21 protein-coding genes are annotated in these 15,795 nt (G+C 50.4%); 19 read left to right on the forward strand and 2 right to left on the reverse strand.

Annotation, left to right across the window (positions count from 1 at the left end):
- Positions 1-96: 96 nt before the first annotated feature.
- The 10 genes from KSS90_RS12925 to KSS90_RS12970 all read left to right on the forward strand — a co-directional run bounded on the left by KSS90_RS12925 (position 97) and on the right by KSS90_RS12970 (position 7,428).
- Entirely contained in the window at positions 97-1,227 is a 1,131-nt protein-coding gene (locus KSS90_RS12925) for a phage/plasmid replication domain-containing protein (RefSeq protein WP_217869708.1), read from the forward strand.
- Positions 1,224-1,454 carry a hypothetical protein gene (locus tag KSS90_RS12930; protein ID WP_217865857.1) on the forward strand — a complete coding sequence of 77 codons (231 nt, stop codon included), beginning with the start codon at positions 1,224-1,226 and terminating at the stop codon, positions 1,452-1,454. The genes KSS90_RS12925 and KSS90_RS12930 overlap by 4 nt, the downstream gene beginning before the upstream one ends.
- 73 nt (positions 1,455-1,527) lie before the next feature.
- Positions 1,528-1,812, forward strand: a complete 285-nt coding sequence (locus KSS90_RS12935) for an alkaline phosphatase family protein (RefSeq protein ID WP_217865858.1) — start codon at positions 1,528-1,530, stop codon at positions 1,810-1,812.
- A 238-nt stretch (positions 1,813-2,050) separates the two neighbouring features.
- Positions 2,051-2,275 (forward strand): hypothetical protein, encoded by a 225-nt coding sequence (locus tag KSS90_RS12940; protein WP_217865859.1) that lies wholly within the window; start codon positions 2,051-2,053, stop codon positions 2,273-2,275.
- A 142-nt stretch (positions 2,276-2,417) separates the two neighbouring features.
- Positions 2,418-3,464: a hypothetical protein gene (locus tag KSS90_RS12945; RefSeq protein WP_217865860.1), complete on the forward strand. Its 1,047-nt coding sequence runs from the start codon at positions 2,418-2,420 to the stop codon at positions 3,462-3,464.
- Positions 3,465-3,492: 28 nt separating this feature from the next.
- Positions 3,493-3,777, forward strand: a complete 285-nt coding sequence (locus KSS90_RS12950; protein ID WP_217865861.1) for a DUF2523 family protein — start codon at positions 3,493-3,495, stop codon at positions 3,775-3,777.
- 3 nt (positions 3,778-3,780) lie between these two features.
- On the forward strand, positions 3,781-4,812 hold the full coding sequence (locus KSS90_RS12955) for a zonular occludens toxin domain-containing protein (RefSeq protein WP_217865862.1): 1,032 nt from the start codon (positions 3,781-3,783) through the stop codon (positions 4,810-4,812).
- 50 nt (positions 4,813-4,862) lie between these two features.
- On the forward strand, positions 4,863-6,110 hold the full coding sequence (locus KSS90_RS12960) for a secretin GspD/PilQ domain-containing protein (protein WP_217865863.1): 1,248 nt from the start codon (positions 4,863-4,865) through the stop codon (positions 6,108-6,110).
- Positions 6,111-6,226: 116 nt separating this feature from the next.
- The gene (locus KSS90_RS12965) at positions 6,227-7,066 is read left to right on the forward strand and encodes a hypothetical protein (RefSeq protein WP_217865864.1); all 840 of its coding nucleotides are present in this window, start codon (positions 6,227-6,229) and stop codon (positions 7,064-7,066) included.
- Positions 7,067-7,197: 131 nt separating this feature from the next.
- A complete protein-coding gene (locus tag KSS90_RS12970) occupies positions 7,198-7,428 on the forward strand; it encodes a DASH complex subunit Dad3 (protein ID WP_138217818.1) in 231 nt (76 codons plus the stop codon).
- Between the two features lie 326 nt (positions 7,429-7,754).
- Here KSS90_RS12970 and KSS90_RS12975 read toward each other — a convergent pair whose 3' ends face one another.
- Positions 7,755-8,162 (reverse strand): helix-turn-helix domain-containing protein, encoded by a 408-nt coding sequence (locus KSS90_RS12975; protein WP_217869707.1) that lies wholly within the window; start codon positions 8,160-8,162, stop codon positions 7,755-7,757.
- Between the two features lie 130 nt (positions 8,163-8,292).
- Between KSS90_RS12975 and KSS90_RS12980 the strand changes: the two genes are divergently transcribed.
- From KSS90_RS12980 to KSS90_RS13020, 9 genes are all read left to right on the forward strand, one after another.
- On the forward strand, positions 8,293-9,423 hold the full coding sequence (locus KSS90_RS12980; RefSeq protein WP_217869708.1) for a phage/plasmid replication domain-containing protein: 1,131 nt from the start codon (positions 8,293-8,295) through the stop codon (positions 9,421-9,423).
- On the forward strand, positions 9,420-9,650 hold the full coding sequence (locus KSS90_RS12985; RefSeq protein ID WP_217865857.1) for a hypothetical protein: 231 nt from the start codon (positions 9,420-9,422) through the stop codon (positions 9,648-9,650). The genes KSS90_RS12980 and KSS90_RS12985 overlap by 4 nt, the downstream gene beginning before the upstream one ends.
- Before the next feature lie 73 nt (positions 9,651-9,723).
- Entirely contained in the window at positions 9,724-10,008 is a 285-nt protein-coding gene (locus KSS90_RS12990) for an alkaline phosphatase family protein (RefSeq protein WP_217865858.1), read from the forward strand.
- A gap of 238 nt (positions 10,009-10,246) precedes the next feature.
- The gene (locus tag KSS90_RS12995) at positions 10,247-10,471 is read left to right on the forward strand and encodes a hypothetical protein (RefSeq protein ID WP_217865859.1); all 225 of its coding nucleotides are present in this window, start codon (positions 10,247-10,249) and stop codon (positions 10,469-10,471) included.
- 142 nt (positions 10,472-10,613) lie between these two features.
- Positions 10,614-11,660, forward strand: coding sequence for a hypothetical protein (locus tag KSS90_RS13000; RefSeq protein ID WP_217865860.1), 1,047 nt, complete (start codon positions 10,614-10,616; stop codon positions 11,658-11,660).
- Between the two features lie 28 nt (positions 11,661-11,688).
- On the forward strand, positions 11,689-11,973 hold the full coding sequence (locus KSS90_RS13005) for a DUF2523 family protein (RefSeq protein WP_217865861.1): 285 nt from the start codon (positions 11,689-11,691) through the stop codon (positions 11,971-11,973).
- A gap of 3 nt (positions 11,974-11,976) precedes the next feature.
- Complete coding sequence (locus tag KSS90_RS13010) at positions 11,977-13,008, forward strand: zonular occludens toxin domain-containing protein (RefSeq protein ID WP_217865862.1); 1,032 nt, start codon at positions 11,977-11,979, stop codon at positions 13,006-13,008.
- Between the two features lie 50 nt (positions 13,009-13,058).
- Entirely contained in the window at positions 13,059-14,306 is a 1,248-nt protein-coding gene (locus KSS90_RS13015; RefSeq protein ID WP_217865863.1) for a secretin GspD/PilQ domain-containing protein, read from the forward strand.
- Between the two features lie 116 nt (positions 14,307-14,422).
- Positions 14,423-15,262, forward strand: coding sequence for a hypothetical protein (locus tag KSS90_RS13020; RefSeq protein ID WP_217865864.1), 840 nt, complete (start codon positions 14,423-14,425; stop codon positions 15,260-15,262).
- 130 nt (positions 15,263-15,392) lie between these two features.
- Here the strand turns inward: KSS90_RS13020 and KSS90_RS13025 are convergent, their stop codons facing one another.
- Positions 15,393-15,668: a hypothetical protein gene (locus KSS90_RS13025; RefSeq protein ID WP_225933075.1), complete on the reverse strand. Its 276-nt coding sequence runs from the start codon at positions 15,666-15,668 to the stop codon at positions 15,393-15,395.
- Positions 15,669-15,795 lie beyond the last annotated feature (127 nt).

Consider the following 15,795-nt stretch of genomic DNA (forward strand, 5'->3'; position numbering starts at 1 on the left):
CGTGTATTAGGCTTAGCCACTACGTATTGCTTGCAAAAAGCCTAACACGTGACGTAGCCTTAGCTTCGTAGTGTATTGGGTTGACAGGGATTTGGGATGTTCATCGATTGGCTGACAATTTCGCAGGAGCACGACCATGATCTACCGATCGTGTGCGACGTTGTGACGTTGACGATCGACTCGAACACGAATGAGGTGCTGAGCACCAAGCAGCCTCGCTTCAAGCACGAAGCAAGCTATTCGACCTCCGTCACTGTTCATGTCCAAGGCCGAAAAATCCGAGTCGAGGGCAATCCCAGCAGAGTAGGGCGGCTGGACAACCTATTCGGCTTCACCACCATTGAGCAGTGCGTTGCCGTCTACAACGACCTTCTTCGCGAATACGGGCTGCCTGGCTTTACTCGTTGTACTCGGCTCGATATCCGTCAGGGCGCTTCGGGCGCAAATTCCGGCGACCGGATTGCCGACGGCGCAAAAATCGAACGTATCGACCTCACAACGAACGTTGCGTTGGGTGAAGGCAATGTTTTGGCTTACTTACGCGGTGTATCTAGCCAACGTATCGGCCACTCCATCGGTTTCTTGTATCCCAATGGTCGCACTGTTGCCTGGACTCCGAAAGGAAATGGCCAGGGTGGCCGCCTGCAATATAGAAAGGCTTATGACAAAGCCTTTGAAATGGATCAAAACTGCCTCCCAAAAATCAAGCGTATTTATGGTGAAGAATCGCCTGAATATCAGTATGTCCAGCGCGTTCGTGATTACTGCGCTACTGAAGGTGTAGTGCGCCTAGAGCAAGAGCTAAAAAGCGAATTTTTGCAGCGCGAAGCCCTTTGCTACTGGGGCCTATTTGATGAAGGGCGTTTAGCCCAGCTCCACTGTGAGTTTCTTAAAATTGATGAAAAGCTGAAGGTGACTGCGATGGATATCGTTAGCATTAGCGAGCAGCTGTTGGCAGAGAAAATTGTTGATACCACTCGCGCTGCAAATACAACTGCCCTTTATGCCATTCAATGGATGCATGGCCAGCGCTTCGATTTCAAGAAACGACAAGTACAAGACCATGCAGCTCGTCTTAATCGTATCGGCATCAACATTCGCAATGCATGCGATACCAGCCGATTCGCGCCAATTTTCGTCCGCCAGTGCCGCGAAGTCACCAAGTCTACTTTGGCTGTTCCGTCCTGGTATCAACGCCCTAATCACTTGAGGCAGGTTGCGGCATGAAAACTGTCAGCTTCCAGGGCGTACAGCTTACATCTGGTCAACGGCACAGGCTGGAACAACAGCGCCGGATTCAAAGCATGTTGAATCCAGTATTAGCCGATCAAGTTGCTCAGACCATTGCAGTACTTGAGGCTCGAAAAGAGCAAGGCATTCAACCTGAGAGGCAGTGGATGACTGTCAGCGATTCACGGGGAACAGTCTCCATTGCTGAGTGGATGGGTTACTAAATTAATTCCGCCCAAAAGGGCAAAACTTAGGTCAGCCATAAGATGCTGACTGCCGATAGGAGAGGGCTGCACCATGTCTAATGCAAATACCATCACCGTTGAAGTCACAGGCCAGTATCGTACCGGCACTGCGGCAAAAAGCGGCAAGCCTTACTGCATGTACACTGCATTTGTCCATCTGCCCAATATCCCGTATCCGCAGATGGCTGACTTTTACGCCGAACTCCCTAATCAGGTACCTCAACCCGGAACTTACGAGTGCGATGTTATTTCCAGCGTTCGTGATTCTCGACTGAGTTTTGAGGTCGATCCTCGTCAAGGTCGCCGTGTAAGTACTGCTCAGGCTAAAACTGCCTAATGTCTGGTTTATTGCATTGCCCTGGAGAGCTTGTAGTTCAGAGCGGTGCATCGCCCGTGTGCTCGGTTGATTGGGTGCTTGTTCCATACATTCAACCATTTGACCCTTCACAGCTTGATCCAGTTATTTTGGGGCAAGCATTTGGTGCCGGTTTTACTTTGGTCGGATCTTTCTTGGTCATGTCCATAGGTGTCCGGGCCTTATTAAATTTCATCAAGCAATCATGAGGATTCAAAGTATGTCGATCAAAAAACTGTTCGCTGCCGCTACCGTTACCGCAACTGTTGTTGCCGCGCCGGGTGTCTTCGCAGCGGAAGGAACCGGCTGGGATTATTCCCAGATGACCTCTGCTGTAGATTTCAGCACCATCACTACGGGTGTTTTGGCTGTCGCCGGTATTCTTGCAGGCGTTTATGCCGGTATCAAAGGCGCTCGCATCGTTCTCGGTTTCCTGCGCAGCTGAGGTTGTTTGGGATGATCTGGGCGTCTTCGGGCGCCCTTTTTTTTACTTTTTTCAGGGGGCATGTATGGATCAGCTTTATTACTTCGCCATGTTCTGTATCGGGTGTGGATGTTCTTTTGCTGTCTTCTCCGGGTGGTGAACCATGAGGATTATTTGTTCCATATTTCTCCTGCTTCTATTTTTTCTTCCTTCTGATGAAGCATTTTCAGCTTGGTCGTGCAACCAAGCTTCTGTATCTACCTATCCAAAAGAATGTGCAGCGGGTGCTGGGTCGGCTACTCCCGAAGCATTTATTGAGGCGGCTATGGTCGCTGCTCGCACAGCTAATACTAGCTCTAGGGCCACCGACTATGCAGTCGTCGGCTGCTCTGCTACTGCTGCGGCATCAATGTACAGTTGTAAGTATTCATACAAATATTTTGGCTCATTATTTGAAGTGGGTATTTTCATCGAGGGAGCTGCTGAGGCGTCTTGTCCTGAGACGCTTGAGTCACGCGGCTCTAATAGTTCAGTAACAAAAGCCGGAGGTAAATACTATGTTACGTGGTCTGTTCGCTCTGTTGATTCTGATATATGCCATAACTCTTGCTCTTATCTCGCGGCATCAGCCGCCGTTAGCAACTGTTACCTGGTTACAGGTTCTACAGATAGTGGCTTTTGTAACTACGTCGTGGGTCTTAATTCCGCGAGTCCTTCATGTGCTTCTGAGGCCGGATACACCGCCCCAGGGATTGGCGATTCTCTCTCCCCAAACGTTGATCCTGGCGACAGTGGCGGCGATGGCTCCGATGGCGGTGCAGGGGATGGAGGCAATACAGGCGGCGGCAACGGCGGTGGGTCTGGCAACTCCGGTTTTGATGGCGAGCTGTCTTTCTCTGCTCCTGGAGCACTAGACACTGACGGTGTAGTCAACAGTGAGCTTAATGCAGCTCACTACAAAACATTTGTAGTCGGCACGGAAGCTGACTTTAACGATTCTGGCATTGGCAAAGCTCTTACTAACTTCAGCAATAAAATTTCAGGGGCAGGGCAGCAAGGCTCTTGCCCAACGGCTCAAATTCAGTTGTTGGGAACAGTCGTCGCATTCGATGCTCACTGTGATTTGTTTTCCGGCATTTCGCCAATCCTCACAGTCGTTTTCATGGCAGCGTGGTCGTTGCTAGCTGTTCGTATTTTTCTCTCAGCTTGATTTTAGCGGCTAAAACATAGGGGTCTTCATGTCTGGTTTCGGCGAATGGCTACTCTCAGTTCTTCAACAAATAATTCAGTTCCTTGCTGATATCGTCATAGCTGTAGCTGATTGGCTTTGGCAGGCCATGTTGAGCCTTATAAGCTCCAATACTATTGTGGGATTGATAGAGGTTGCAGGAGGGCTTTTTGAATCTATTGACCCCTCGGTCTGGTATTTTATGTCCATGTTTCAAATCCCTTATGGCATTACTGTAGTGCTCAGCGCTTATGTGCTGCGTTTTCTCATTCGTCGGATTCCTTTCATTGGGTGATTTATGGCTATTCATGCTTATGTTGGAAAGCCAGGGCATGGCAAAAGTTATGGCGTTGTTGAACATGTCGTCATTCCTTCTCTTAAGCAGGATCGCCATGTCTTTACCAACATCCCGTTGGCCGCAGATGAACTCTTGGCTGCATTTGGTGGAAATATCACTCAGCTACCTGAGGACTGGCATAATTTAGAAGATCTTGGCGAGATCATTCCACCTGGTGCTGTTGCGATTATTGACGAATGCTGGAGACGCTGGCCTTCGGGGGAGACTATTAATCGTGCAAGGCTTTCAGATAAGTCTCTGCTTGCGGAGCATCGTCATCGTGTCGATGCAAAAAACAACTCCATGCGTGTTGTTCTTGTCACTCAAGACCTCTCGCAGATAGCTTCATGGGTACGCCAACTTGTTGAAACCACTTACCGCATCCGTAAGCTTGGAAAGAAGATCTACAAGGTAGACATTTACCAGGGTGCGGTTACTGGCGACTCACCACCCAAGTCAAAATTAGTTAGGACTGATGCCGGTACTTTTAAGAAGTCTGTTTATTGCTTTTACAAGTCGGCCACTCAATCTGCATCTGGCTCAGTTGGCGATGAGTCTGCTGCTGATGGTCGCTCAAGTATTTTTAGATCTTTCGGGCTATGGTCTTGCCTTGCGGCCTTTCTGATTTTTATCGTGCTTGGGTCATACGGCGTTAAGAGCTTCTTCTCCTCTAACTCTGATCATCCCTCTCCTACAGAACCGGCTCTTCACCAGGTTAAGCAAAAGCCTATTGAGTATCCGCTATCCACTACCTGGCGATTAGTTGGCTTTGTCCACCCATCTAAGCCTGATCCTAATTCAAGGTCTATCGCTGAACCGTTGGCTCTTGTGTCTGACTCTAGCGGCAACACTCGATACATATCATTTAATCACTGCCGCTACACGGATGATTTCACTGAGGTATTTTGCATCGTTGACGGTTCAAAAATTACTAGCTGGTCGCTTAAAAAACCTTTGCCTGTGATTGGAGGATTGATTGGGGGAGGGGGTTAGCGTAGCGCTGCCCCCTTCACCAATTAATCCATTTTCCCCGGACGATTCTCATGACTTCCTCTAATACTTTTTGCCGCTTCATCATTGCATTGTCCTTCTCGGCCTTTCTCTCGCAGGCTAATGCTGCTGAAACTACCCAGCCATTAACATTTGACTTCCAAACTATTCAGGTATCCGCTGCACTTCAGCTGCTGGCAGACTATCGTGGGCTTAATCTCGTCCTGGGCGAAGGCATTACCGGCTCGATGTCGATGCGTATGAAGGACGTTAGTTGGGACGATGCTATTGAATTTGTCACTGGTCCTCGCGGTCTTCTGTACACGGTCGATGGTAAGTTTCTTCGCGTCAGCGCATATCCGCAAACGGACGACGATTCCGGCGGTACTTTCGGGACTTTTACAGGTCCGTCTGGCTCGCTGTCTGGCCCAGCTACACCGTCGTATAAGGTCACCGTATTAAAGGTTCGAAACATCTCGTCGTCGGATGCCATCAAGGCGTTTCCGCTCGATCAGGGAGAAAGCTTGAACGCCGAGGAAGGCTCTTCAGTTGTTGTTGCACGTATGAGTGACGAACGCTTGGCCGATCTGCGTACATATCTGACAGCTGTTGATTACTCGCGTAAGCAGGTGCTGATCGAGGCCCGAATTGTTGAGGTTGACCGATCCTATTCTAAGAATCTTGGTGTCCAATGGTCTGGCTCTGTTGGTAGCGGTGCCGGTGCTTTGATCGGCAGCGTTCCACTTGGCCTGACACCAGCTGCTATCGCTGGGTTTGGCATTACATCTAGGTCCTTCAATTTGGATGCTGAGCTGAATGCCATGGAACAGGCGGGTAGGGGTCGTGTAATCTCCAGCCCGCGCGTGATCATGACTGATCGGCACCAGGCGAAGATCATCAAAGGTTCTCAGGTTCCATACCAACAGTCGGCCGGTGACGGGGCTACATCCGTCTCTTTTAAAGAGGCTGCGCTTTCGCTCGATGTCACTCCGCTTGTGAACGATACCGGGGTGCTCCTGGACGTGATCCTTTCAAAGGATGAACCTGATTACTCGAAAGCAATGAACGGGGTGCCACCGATCAACACCACGTCGCTGACGTCCCGGGTGTTTTCAGGCTTTGGCAAAACTGTGGCGTTGGGAGGCGTGTACTCTGATACGGATAGCACCGTTGTGCGCAGCGTGCCGGTTTTGGGACAGATCCCAGGGCTTAAATGGCTGTTCAACAGCAGCTCGACAGTGAAGACTGAAACCGAACTGGTTTTGTTTCTGACGCCGCGCTTGGTAGACGCCCCTATATAACTCAACTAAATGAATATTTAGTATAGTTATAACTTTTTACCATTCTTGATGGAGCAGGGCATTCCTACGGCACCTCATGCAGCGTGTCAACATTTCATAGAAATTGAGGTGACGGCGTGGCAGAAAAACCCAAAGAACAGATTGATTTTGTCGCCTTGGCTGAGGCTTTCGCTGAAAAAATCGCGCAATTTGTAAGTATTACGGTGCCTGTCATGGAAGCTGTGGCGAAGGTGATTCCTCAAGTTGCCCTTGAGATTGATGGGTACTTTGAAGCATACCTGAAGAAGCTGGACGCGCTTCCTGCGCAGTCGAAAGTTGCCATGGGCATTGCTGCTGATAAAGGGTGGTTTTTTGGCTGGGCTACCACCTTGGAAGACTTGATGCCGCTAATCGAGTCTATTACGAGCATCCCCGAAGAAAAAATTGATCAGTGCATGATCGACTATTATCGCTTCAATTTTGAGGATTTTTGTAAGCGATTGCAGGACAGCAATCCTTCTAGAGCCGCAGCGATTGCTGCTGCAGCGAGAGCTCATTCTGAACTCGGTGTCGATGGTTTTCTCCTCGCCATCCCGGTCTTCATTGCACAGGCTGATGGGTGGCTCTCCGAAATCATTGGCATTCAGATGCCGCTAGGCAGGAAGCGATACCCCAAAGGTAGGCCGAGCGAGCCCATTACAAACGCAGGCCATATGCTCAAGCAAAGGTTTGAATCTGACCCGGAGTCGCTGGATCTCTTGAATCCTGTTTTCACGCTTCATGATTCTGACTTCCTCAAAACCTCAGGAGCTCGCAACCAGTCTGGAGCTTTTACGGCACTGAATCGCCACCAGGTTATGCACGGCGAATGTTCTGACTACGGAACTGAAGTGAACAGCCTGAAAGCGTTCTCGTTTTTGGTTTTTGTGGGCCTGCATCTGCAATCGATCTGTTCGGATCAGGACCTGTTGAGGTGATCCAAGCTTCTAATCTGGCCACCCACACCCCGGCAGCTCCATACGAAGGTGCGCATAATGACAGGGCCTTATGTTGAGCGGCGTCCGGATAATGCCACCGGCTCCGGGCGTCGCTTAATATAGGGTCCATTATGCGCATCCAACTCTCGCTCTCTGATCGCGCCGTGCGCGATGCTAAGGCCTACATGGCCAACCCTGACCCTGAGCATGCCATCGAGTCGCTGATTGATTCGTATGGCGTCCTGGTGGCCGACATTCGCAAGCTGCGCTCCAGGGTTCGTCAGCTCGATGACGAATCCGCCGAGCTGGATGGCCTGGTTGAAAAGCTGAGATCTGTCGCCGCGCTGATCCAGGATCTCTAACAGTTGAGGGGCAAAACTCGACAGTTGAGGGGCAGCTTTGACATTTGAGGGGCCGGAGCTGAGTACCTGGTTGGGATCAGTCGCTCCGCGACCATCCCAGCCGGGGGCTCAGATGCGGCGGACAAGCGCAGCGCGTCAGTTTTCACGCCGTTTTGGCTGCTTTCCTTTGGTGTCCAACCGCTTTTGATCGACCTGCAGCGCCGTTTCCAGGGCAGATCTGATGATGACATTTGAGGGGCCGGCGTCCAGGTAGTTGGCCTGTTGGCCCGCCGAAGGCGGGTGGGGGTGCTGTTACACCCCCACTTTACCGCGGTTTCCCGCGATCTTTAGTCTCCGAGCACGCCTATTCGCTTGTTTCCTTCGTTGCGCTCACCATTCATGTACTCCTGCATTTCCAGGCCTTGGAGAATGGAACCGATGACATTGAGGGCTATAGGTTTGTGGGTTTCGTTCAAGCTTCCGAACCGTCGCAGCAGCCCCAACATCTGTATCTCTAACCCTCGCTCTGCATCGCTCAGCAAGATCTCATCGGTGGTACACCCGAAATACTTGGCCAGCGCTATGACCTTGTCAGGTGGCGGCAGGTTTTTGCCCTTTTCCCAGCTTGCGACCGTGTTTTCTGCCACGCCGATGGCCTCAGCCACGACTTTCTGCGACACCTTTTTGGTCGCCCGCTTGTTTCTGATGTTCTCACCGATGCTCATCGCCGTTTCATCTGAGTGCCCATGATTCATTGACTATATCTCCTGTGTTTTTGTACAGCTAATACGTGTATTAGGCTTAGCCACTACGTATTGCTTGCAAAAAGCCTAACACGTGACGTAGCCTTAGCTTCGTAGTGTATTGGGTTGACAGGGATTTGGGATGTTCATCGATTGGCTGACAATTTCGCAGGAGCACGACCATGATCTACCGATCGTGTGCGACGTTGTGACGTTGACGATCGACTCGAACACGAATGAGGTGCTGAGCACCAAGCAGCCTCGCTTCAAGCACGAAGCAAGCTATTCGACCTCCGTCACTGTTCATGTCCAAGGCCGAAAAATCCGAGTCGAGGGCAATCCCAGCAGAGTAGGGCGGCTGGACAACCTATTCGGCTTCACCACCATTGAGCAGTGCGTTGCCGTCTACAACGACCTTCTTCGCGAATACGGGCTGCCTGGCTTTACTCGTTGTACTCGGCTCGATATCCGTCAGGGCGCTTCGGGCGCAAATTCCGGCGACCGGATTGCCGACGGCGCAAAAATCGAACGTATCGACCTCACAACGAACGTTGCGTTGGGTGAAGGCAATGTTTTGGCTTACTTACGCGGTGTATCTAGCCAACGTATCGGCCACTCCATCGGTTTCTTGTATCCCAATGGTCGCACTGTTGCCTGGACTCCGAAAGGAAATGGCCAGGGTGGCCGCCTGCAATATAGAAAGGCTTATGACAAAGCCTTTGAAATGGATCAAAACTGCCTCCCAAAAATCAAGCGTATTTATGGTGAAGAATCGCCTGAATATCAGTATGTCCAGCGCGTTCGTGATTACTGCGCTACTGAAGGTGTAGTGCGCCTAGAGCAAGAGCTAAAAAGCGAATTTTTGCAGCGCGAAGCCCTTTGCTACTGGGGCCTATTTGATGAAGGGCGTTTAGCCCAGCTCCACTGTGAGTTTCTTAAAATTGATGAAAAGCTGAAGGTGACTGCGATGGATATCGTTAGCATTAGCGAGCAGCTGTTGGCAGAGAAAATTGTTGATACCACTCGCGCTGCAAATACAACTGCCCTTTATGCCATTCAATGGATGCATGGCCAGCGCTTCGATTTCAAGAAACGACAAGTACAAGACCATGCAGCTCGTCTTAATCGTATCGGCATCAACATTCGCAATGCATGCGATACCAGCCGATTCGCGCCAATTTTCGTCCGCCAGTGCCGCGAAGTCACCAAGTCTACTTTGGCTGTTCCGTCCTGGTATCAACGCCCTAATCACTTGAGGCAGGTTGCGGCATGAAAACTGTCAGCTTCCAGGGCGTACAGCTTACATCTGGTCAACGGCACAGGCTGGAACAACAGCGCCGGATTCAAAGCATGTTGAATCCAGTATTAGCCGATCAAGTTGCTCAGACCATTGCAGTACTTGAGGCTCGAAAAGAGCAAGGCATTCAACCTGAGAGGCAGTGGATGACTGTCAGCGATTCACGGGGAACAGTCTCCATTGCTGAGTGGATGGGTTACTAAATTAATTCCGCCCAAAAGGGCAAAACTTAGGTCAGCCATAAGATGCTGACTGCCGATAGGAGAGGGCTGCACCATGTCTAATGCAAATACCATCACCGTTGAAGTCACAGGCCAGTATCGTACCGGCACTGCGGCAAAAAGCGGCAAGCCTTACTGCATGTACACTGCATTTGTCCATCTGCCCAATATCCCGTATCCGCAGATGGCTGACTTTTACGCCGAACTCCCTAATCAGGTACCTCAACCCGGAACTTACGAGTGCGATGTTATTTCCAGCGTTCGTGATTCTCGACTGAGTTTTGAGGTCGATCCTCGTCAAGGTCGCCGTGTAAGTACTGCTCAGGCTAAAACTGCCTAATGTCTGGTTTATTGCATTGCCCTGGAGAGCTTGTAGTTCAGAGCGGTGCATCGCCCGTGTGCTCGGTTGATTGGGTGCTTGTTCCATACATTCAACCATTTGACCCTTCACAGCTTGATCCAGTTATTTTGGGGCAAGCATTTGGTGCCGGTTTTACTTTGGTCGGATCTTTCTTGGTCATGTCCATAGGTGTCCGGGCCTTATTAAATTTCATCAAGCAATCATGAGGATTCAAAGTATGTCGATCAAAAAACTGTTCGCTGCCGCTACCGTTACCGCAACTGTTGTTGCCGCGCCGGGTGTCTTCGCAGCGGAAGGAACCGGCTGGGATTATTCCCAGATGACCTCTGCTGTAGATTTCAGCACCATCACTACGGGTGTTTTGGCTGTCGCCGGTATTCTTGCAGGCGTTTATGCCGGTATCAAAGGCGCTCGCATCGTTCTCGGTTTCCTGCGCAGCTGAGGTTGTTTGGGATGATCTGGGCGTCTTCGGGCGCCCTTTTTTTTACTTTTTTCAGGGGGCATGTATGGATCAGCTTTATTACTTCGCCATGTTCTGTATCGGGTGTGGATGTTCTTTTGCTGTCTTCTCCGGGTGGTGAACCATGAGGATTATTTGTTCCATATTTCTCCTGCTTCTATTTTTTCTTCCTTCTGATGAAGCATTTTCAGCTTGGTCGTGCAACCAAGCTTCTGTATCTACCTATCCAAAAGAATGTGCAGCGGGTGCTGGGTCGGCTACTCCCGAAGCATTTATTGAGGCGGCTATGGTCGCTGCTCGCACAGCTAATACTAGCTCTAGGGCCACCGACTATGCAGTCGTCGGCTGCTCTGCTACTGCTGCGGCATCAATGTACAGTTGTAAGTATTCATACAAATATTTTGGCTCATTATTTGAAGTGGGTATTTTCATCGAGGGAGCTGCTGAGGCGTCTTGTCCTGAGACGCTTGAGTCACGCGGCTCTAATAGTTCAGTAACAAAAGCCGGAGGTAAATACTATGTTACGTGGTCTGTTCGCTCTGTTGATTCTGATATATGCCATAACTCTTGCTCTTATCTCGCGGCATCAGCCGCCGTTAGCAACTGTTACCTGGTTACAGGTTCTACAGATAGTGGCTTTTGTAACTACGTCGTGGGTCTTAATTCCGCGAGTCCTTCATGTGCTTCTGAGGCCGGATACACCGCCCCAGGGATTGGCGATTCTCTCTCCCCAAACGTTGATCCTGGCGACAGTGGCGGCGATGGCTCCGATGGCGGTGCAGGGGATGGAGGCAATACAGGCGGCGGCAACGGCGGTGGGTCTGGCAACTCCGGTTTTGATGGCGAGCTGTCTTTCTCTGCTCCTGGAGCACTAGACACTGACGGTGTAGTCAACAGTGAGCTTAATGCAGCTCACTACAAAACATTTGTAGTCGGCACGGAAGCTGACTTTAACGATTCTGGCATTGGCAAAGCTCTTACTAACTTCAGCAATAAAATTTCAGGGGCAGGGCAGCAAGGCTCTTGCCCAACGGCTCAAATTCAGTTGTTGGGAACAGTCGTCGCATTCGATGCTCACTGTGATTTGTTTTCCGGCATTTCGCCAATCCTCACAGTCGTTTTCATGGCAGCGTGGTCGTTGCTAGCTGTTCGTATTTTTCTCTCAGCTTGATTTTAGCGGCTAAAACATAGGGGTCTTCATGTCTGGTTTCGGCGAATGGCTACTCTCAGTTCTTCAACAAATAATTCAGTTCCTTGCTGATATCGTCATAGCTGTAGCTGATTGGCTTTGGCAGGCCATGTTGAGCCTTATAAGCTCCAATACTATTGTGGGATTGATAGAGGTTGCAGGAGGGCTTTTTGAATCTATTGACCCCTCGGTCTGGTATTTTATGTCCATGTTTCAAATCCCTTATGGCATTACTGTAGTGCTCAGCGCTTATGTGCTGCGTTTTCTCATTCGTCGGATTCCTTTCATTGGGTGATTTATGGCTATTCATGCTTATGTTGGAAAGCCAGGGCATGGCAAAAGTTATGGCGTTGTTGAACATGTCGTCATTCCTTCTCTTAAGCAGGATCGCCATGTCTTTACCAACATCCCGTTGGCCGCAGATGAACTCTTGGCTGCATTTGGTGGAAATATCACTCAGCTACCTGAGGACTGGCATAATTTAGAAGATCTTGGCGAGATCATTCCACCTGGTGCTGTTGCGATTATTGACGAATGCTGGAGACGCTGGCCTTCGGGGGAGACTATTAATCGTGCAAGGCTTTCAGATAAGTCTCTGCTTGCGGAGCATCGTCATCGTGTCGATGCAAAAAACAACTCCATGCGTGTTGTTCTTGTCACTCAAGACCTCTCGCAGATAGCTTCATGGGTACGCCAACTTGTTGAAACCACTTACCGCATCCGTAAGCTTGGAAAGAAGATCTACAAGGTAGACATTTACCAGGGTGCGGTTACTGGCGACTCACCACCCAAGTCAAAATTAGTTAGGACTGATGCCGGTACTTTTAAGAAGTCTGTTTATTGCTTTTACAAGTCGGCCACTCAATCTGCATCTGGCTCAGTTGGCGATGAGTCTGCTGCTGATGGTCGCTCAAGTATTTTTAGATCTTTCGGGCTATGGTCTTGCCTTGCGGCCTTTCTGATTTTTATCGTGCTTGGGTCATACGGCGTTAAGAGCTTCTTCTCCTCTAACTCTGATCATCCCTCTCCTACAGAACCGGCTCTTCACCAGGTTAAGCAAAAGCCTATTGAGTATCCGCTATCCACTACCTGGCGATTAGTTGGCTTTGTCCACCCATCTAAGCCTGATCCTAATTCAAGGTCTATCGCTGAACCGTTGGCTCTTGTGTCTGACTCTAGCGGCAACACTCGATACATATCATTTAATCACTGCCGCTACACGGATGATTTCACTGAGGTATTTTGCATCGTTGACGGTTCAAAAATTACTAGCTGGTCGCTTAAAAAACCTTTGCCTGTGATTGGAGGATTGATTGGGGGAGGGGGTTAGCGTAGCGCTGCCCCCTTCACCAATTAATCCATTTTCCCCGGACGATTCTCATGACTTCCTCTAATACTTTTTGCCGCTTCATCATTGCATTGTCCTTCTCGGCCTTTCTCTCGCAGGCTAATGCTGCTGAAACTACCCAGCCATTAACATTTGACTTCCAAACTATTCAGGTATCCGCTGCACTTCAGCTGCTGGCAGACTATCGTGGGCTTAATCTCGTCCTGGGCGAAGGCATTACCGGCTCGATGTCGATGCGTATGAAGGACGTTAGTTGGGACGATGCTATTGAATTTGTCACTGGTCCTCGCGGTCTTCTGTACACGGTCGATGGTAAGTTTCTTCGCGTCAGCGCATATCCGCAAACGGACGACGATTCCGGCGGTACTTTCGGGACTTTTACAGGTCCGTCTGGCTCGCTGTCTGGCCCAGCTACACCGTCGTATAAGGTCACCGTATTAAAGGTTCGAAACATCTCGTCGTCGGATGCCATCAAGGCGTTTCCGCTCGATCAGGGAGAAAGCTTGAACGCCGAGGAAGGCTCTTCAGTTGTTGTTGCACGTATGAGTGACGAACGCTTGGCCGATCTGCGTACATATCTGACAGCTGTTGATTACTCGCGTAAGCAGGTGCTGATCGAGGCCCGAATTGTTGAGGTTGACCGATCCTATTCTAAGAATCTTGGTGTCCAATGGTCTGGCTCTGTTGGTAGCGGTGCCGGTGCTTTGATCGGCAGCGTTCCACTTGGCCTGACACCAGCTGCTATCGCTGGGTTTGGCATTACATCTAGGTCCTTCAATTTGGATGCTGAGCTGAATGCCATGGAACAGGCGGGTAGGGGTCGTGTAATCTCCAGCCCGCGCGTGATCATGACTGATCGGCACCAGGCGAAGATCATCAAAGGTTCTCAGGTTCCATACCAACAGTCGGCCGGTGACGGGGCTACATCCGTCTCTTTTAAAGAGGCTGCGCTTTCGCTCGATGTCACTCCGCTTGTGAACGATACCGGGGTGCTCCTGGACGTGATCCTTTCAAAGGATGAACCTGATTACTCGAAAGCAATGAACGGGGTGCCACCGATCAACACCACGTCGCTGACGTCCCGGGTGTTTTCAGGCTTTGGCAAAACTGTGGCGTTGGGAGGCGTGTACTCTGATACGGATAGCACCGTTGTGCGCAGCGTGCCGGTTTTGGGACAGATCCCAGGGCTTAAATGGCTGTTCAACAGCAGCTCGACAGTGAAGACTGAAACCGAACTGGTTTTGTTTCTGACGCCGCGCTTGGTAGACGCCCCTATATAACTCAACTAAATGAATATTTAGTATAGTTATAACTTTTTACCATTCTTGATGGAGCAGGGCATTCCTACGGCACCTCATGCAGCGTGTCAACATTTCATAGAAATTGAGGTGACGGCGTGGCAGAAAAACCCAAAGAACAGATTGATTTTGTCGCCTTGGCTGAGGCTTTCGCTGAAAAAATCGCGCAATTTGTAAGTATTACGGTGCCTGTCATGGAAGCTGTGGCGAAGGTGATTCCTCAAGTTGCCCTTGAGATTGATGGGTACTTTGAAGCATACCTGAAGAAGCTGGACGCGCTTCCTGCGCAGTCGAAAGTTGCCATGGGCATTGCTGCTGATAAAGGGTGGTTTTTTGGCTGGGCTACCACCTTGGAAGACTTGATGCCGCTAATCGAGTCTATTACGAGCATCCCCGAAGAAAAAATTGATCAGTGCATGATCGACTATTATCGCTTCAATTTTGAGGATTTTTGTAAGCGATTGCAGGACAGCAATCCTTCTAGAGCCGCAGCGATTGCTGCTGCAGCGAGAGCTCATTCTGAACTCGGTGTCGATGGTTTTCTCCTCGCCATCCCGGTCTTCATTGCACAGGCTGATGGGTGGCTCTCCGAAATCATTGGCATTCAGATGCCGCTAGGCAGGAAGCGATACCCCAAAGGTAGGCCGAGCGAGCCCATTACAAACGCAGGCCATATGCTCAAGCAAAGGTTTGAATCTGACCCGGAGTCGCTGGATCTCTTGAATCCTGTTTTCACGCTTCATGATTCTGACTTCCTCAAAACCTCAGGAGCTCGCAACCAGTCTGGAGCTTTTACGGCACTGAATCGCCACCAGGTTATGCACGGCGAATGTTCTGACTACGGAACTGAAGTGAACAGCCTGAAAGCGTTCTCGTTTTTGGTTTTTGTGGGCCTGCATCTGCAATCGATCTGTTCGGATCAGGACCTGTTGAGGTGATCCAAGCTTCTAATCTGGCCACCCACACCCCGGCAGCTCCATACGAAGGTGCGCATAATGTATATTATGTTAAATGACGTATTATGGGAGGTGACCTCCTGAGTCGATCACCTGTGGTTTGTGCCTGCCATCACGCTTGAGCTGCCGGCGCCATCTCGACAACTGCACAGCGTCCCTTCGTGCGTACCTTCTGCACCAGTCGCGCCCTGTTGATGAACACATCGATCTGACAGCTGCCCGAGTGCTGCACGTCTTCCCAGTATTCCGTATGCACAATCTGCCCGTTCTGCGGCCCCGTGTAAGTGCCCGCGGCTTCACGCGTGACATACCTGAGCACGACCAGATCCTCCTCCGGGACCACCATGACCTGCCGTGGCACGCCGAAGAAATCGATCAGCTCGCCCACCGGGCGATCTTTCCAGGCGCTGCTGGCTTCCAGCGATGCGCAGCCACTGAGCAATGCAGCGATCTTACAGTCCCTTTTCAACCCATCACAATGACGGTTTACAGGTCAGCAGCATACGATCTCGCTG

Origin of the sequence: Pseudomonas maumuensis, assembly GCF_019139675.1 — a bacterium.
Taxonomy (GTDB): domain Bacteria; phylum Pseudomonadota; class Gammaproteobacteria; order Pseudomonadales; family Pseudomonadaceae; genus Aquipseudomonas; species Aquipseudomonas maumuensis.